This window comes from Mesorhizobium sp. M7A.F.Ca.CA.002.09.1.1 (assembly GCF_003998555.1).
GTDB lineage: Bacteria > Pseudomonadota > Alphaproteobacteria > Rhizobiales > Rhizobiaceae > Mesorhizobium > Mesorhizobium ciceri.
Map to the genome: position 1 here is coordinate 1 of NZ_RZRR01000735.1, position 2,908 is coordinate 2,908.

Annotated in this window: 3 protein-coding genes; all 3 read right to left on the reverse strand. The window is 64.8% G+C overall.

What is annotated here, in order from left to right:
* On the reverse strand, positions 1 to 585 hold a 585-nt coding region (plsY, locus tag EN994_RS25340; RefSeq protein ID WP_063167952.1), incomplete at its 3' end, for a glycerol-3-phosphate 1-O-acyltransferase PlsY.
* A gap of 60 nt (positions 586 to 645) precedes the next feature.
* Positions 646 to 1,932: a dihydroorotase gene (locus EN994_RS25345; protein WP_063167953.1), complete on the reverse strand. Its 1,287-nt coding sequence runs from the start codon at positions 1,930 to 1,932 to the stop codon at positions 646 to 648.
* Positions 1,929 to 2,888: an aspartate carbamoyltransferase catalytic subunit gene (locus EN994_RS25350; protein ID WP_063167954.1), complete on the reverse strand. Its 960-nt coding sequence runs from the start codon at positions 2,886 to 2,888 to the stop codon at positions 1,929 to 1,931. The genes EN994_RS25345 and EN994_RS25350 overlap by 4 nt, the downstream gene beginning before the upstream one ends.
* Between the last annotated feature and the right edge of the window lie 20 nt (positions 2,889 to 2,908).

The following is a 2,908-nucleotide window of genomic DNA, read 5'->3' on the forward strand; positions in this document are numbered from 1 at the left end:
TCCCTTGGCTCCGATCTTGCCCTCGGTGCCGGCAAGCAGGCGCGAAATGTTTTCCCGGTGCTTGATGAAAACGATGACGCTCATCACCACGAACAATCCGGCAATTTGCGGCGTGCTCAGGACATAGAGGGCGATCGGCACGATGACCGCCGCCGTCAGCGCCGCAAGCGAGGAATAACGGAAGAGGAATGCCATCACCAGCCAGACGACGGCGAAGATCAGCGCTACCTGCCAGGCAAGGCCGATCAGCACGCCGAGATAGGTGGCGACGCCCTTGCCGCCCTTGAAGCCCAGCCATACCGGGAAGAGATGACCGAGAAAGGCGCCGAGACCGGCCCAGATCGCCAGGTCAGGCGCGAAATAGCCAGCAATCAGCACGGCGGCCGTGCCCTTCAGCGCGTCGAGCAACAGCGTCGCCGCGGCTAGGCCCTTGTTGCCGGTGCGCAGAACATTGGTGGCGCCGATGTTGCCCGAGCCGATCTGGCGCACATCGCCAAGGCCGGCCGCGCGGGTGAGCAGAAGTCCGAACGGAATCGAGCCCAGGAGATAGCCGAACACAAGCGCTGGGATGAGGCTGTAAGTCATTGTTTCCCCCGCATTTCCCCCAGTTTGGCCGGATCAGGCGCGGTGCGCGGGTTGTCCGGCTCAGACGGAGAACACTGTGCGGCCCGCAACCAGCGTTTGCAAGACCTTGCCTTGCAGGCGCGCACCTTCGAAACAGGTGTTTTTTGAGCGCGAACGAATGCCGCTTTCGCTGACGATCCAGGGTTCGTCGAGGTCGACAAGCGCAAGATCGGCGACAGCGCCGGGCTTCAGCGTGCCACCGGGCAGTCCGAACAGTTTTGCCGGGGCCGTGGACAGGGTCTCGATCAGCCTCAGCAACGGCACGTCGCCATTGTGGTAGAGCCGCAAGGCCGCGCCCAGCAGCGTCTCCAACCCGATGGCGCCGGCCGCCGCATCGGCGAAGGGCAGGCGCTTGGTGTCGACATCCTGCGGATCGTGCGAGGAGACGATGACGTCGATCGTACCGTCCCTGACCGCCTCGATCATCGCCAGCCGGTCTTCCTCGGCACGCAATGGCGGCGTCAGGCGAAAGAAGGTGCGGTATTCGCCGACATCGTTTTCATTGAGCGACAGATTGTGGATCGCCACGCCCGACGTCACCGTCGCCCCGTCGGCCTTGGCACGCGTCACGGCGTTTGCCGCCATCGCCGTCGAGATCTTCGCCGCATGGTACGAACCGCGCGTCAGCCGCGCCAGCGCAAGGTCGCGTTCCAGCGGGATGGATTCGGCCTCGCGCGGAATGCCGGAAAGGCCGAGCCAGCTGGCGTAGAGGCCTTCATTCATCACGCCGGATGAACCGAGGTCCGCATCCTGCGTCTCATGCACGATGGTGGCGCCGAAGTCGCGCGCATAGGTCAGCGCGCGGCGCATCACCAGCGCACTCGATATGGTGTGGCGGCCATCGGTGAAGGCGACCGCGCCGGCTTCGCGCAGCAGGCCGAACTCGGTCATCTCGCGCCCGTCGAGGCCCTTGGTGATCGCCGCAGCCGGAAAGACGTTGACGATAGCCGTGTCTTTGGCGGTGCGCAGCACGAACTCGACAAGCGCCACATTGTCGATCACCGGGTCGGTATCGGGCATCATGACGATGGAGGTGACGCCGCCAGCCGCCGCCGCGACACTCGCCGACGCAATGGTTTCGCGATGCTCGCCGCCCGGTTCGCCGATGAAGACGCGGCCGTCGATAAGGCCTGGAATGATCGCCTTGCCGGCGCAGTCGATAATGGTGGCGCCCTCGGGCGCGCCCTGGTTGAGCGCTGGCTTGCCGGCGGCAACGATCTTGCGGCCATCGACGATGACGGCGCCGATCTCGTCCATGCCGCGCGAGGGGTCGACGATGCGGGCGCGCTCAAAGACCGTTATGCTCATGCGCCGCGGCCCTCTTGATTGCGACGGGGATCGAGCAGCGCTTCCATGACCGCCATGCGCACAGCAACGCCCATTTCGACCTGTTCCTGGATGACGCTTTGCGGGCCGTCGGCGATTTCCGAAGCGATCTCGACGCCACGGTTCATCGGTCCGGGGTGCATCACCAACGCGTCGTCTTTGGCCGCCTTCAGTTTTTCCGCATCGAGGCCGAAATAGCGGAAATACTCGCGCACCGAAGGCACGAAGGCGCCTTCCATGCGCTCGCGCTGCAGGCGCAGCATCATCACCACATCGGCGTCCTTGAGGCCTTCGGCCATCGAACGGGTGACGATGACGCCCATCTTCTCGATGCCAGTGGGCAGCAGCGTCGACGGCGCAACGACGCGCACCTGCGCGCCGAGCGCGTTGAGCAGCATGATGTTGGAGCGCGCCACGCGCGAATGCAGGATGTCGCCGCAGATCGCCACGATCAGCTTCGACAGCGGGCCTTTGGCGCGGCGGATGGTCAGCGCGTCGAGCAGCGCCTGTGTCGGGTGCTCATGCGCGCCGTCGCCGGCATTGACGACGGAGCAGCCGACCTTCTGCGCGAGAAGCGCGGCCGCACCGGCCGACTGGTGGCGGATGATCAATATGTCGGGCCGCATGGCATTCAGCGTCATCGCCGTGTCGATGAGCGTTTCGCCCTTCTTCACCGAAGAGCTTGCCACCGACATGTTCATGACATCGGCGCCAAGCCGCTTTCCGGCCAGTTCGAACGACGACTGCGTGCGCGTCGAGGCTTCATAGAACAGGTTGATCTGTGTGCGGCCGCGCAGCGTCGAGGTTTTCTTCTCGGACTGCCGCGAGATCGCGACCGCCCGGTCCGCCCTGTCGAGCAACAGCTCGATGTCGGCAGGGGAAAGGTCGCGGATGCCCAGAAGATGGCGTTGAGGATAGGGGGACGAAGCGTCGGTCATCTCAAGGGGCTGCTATAGGG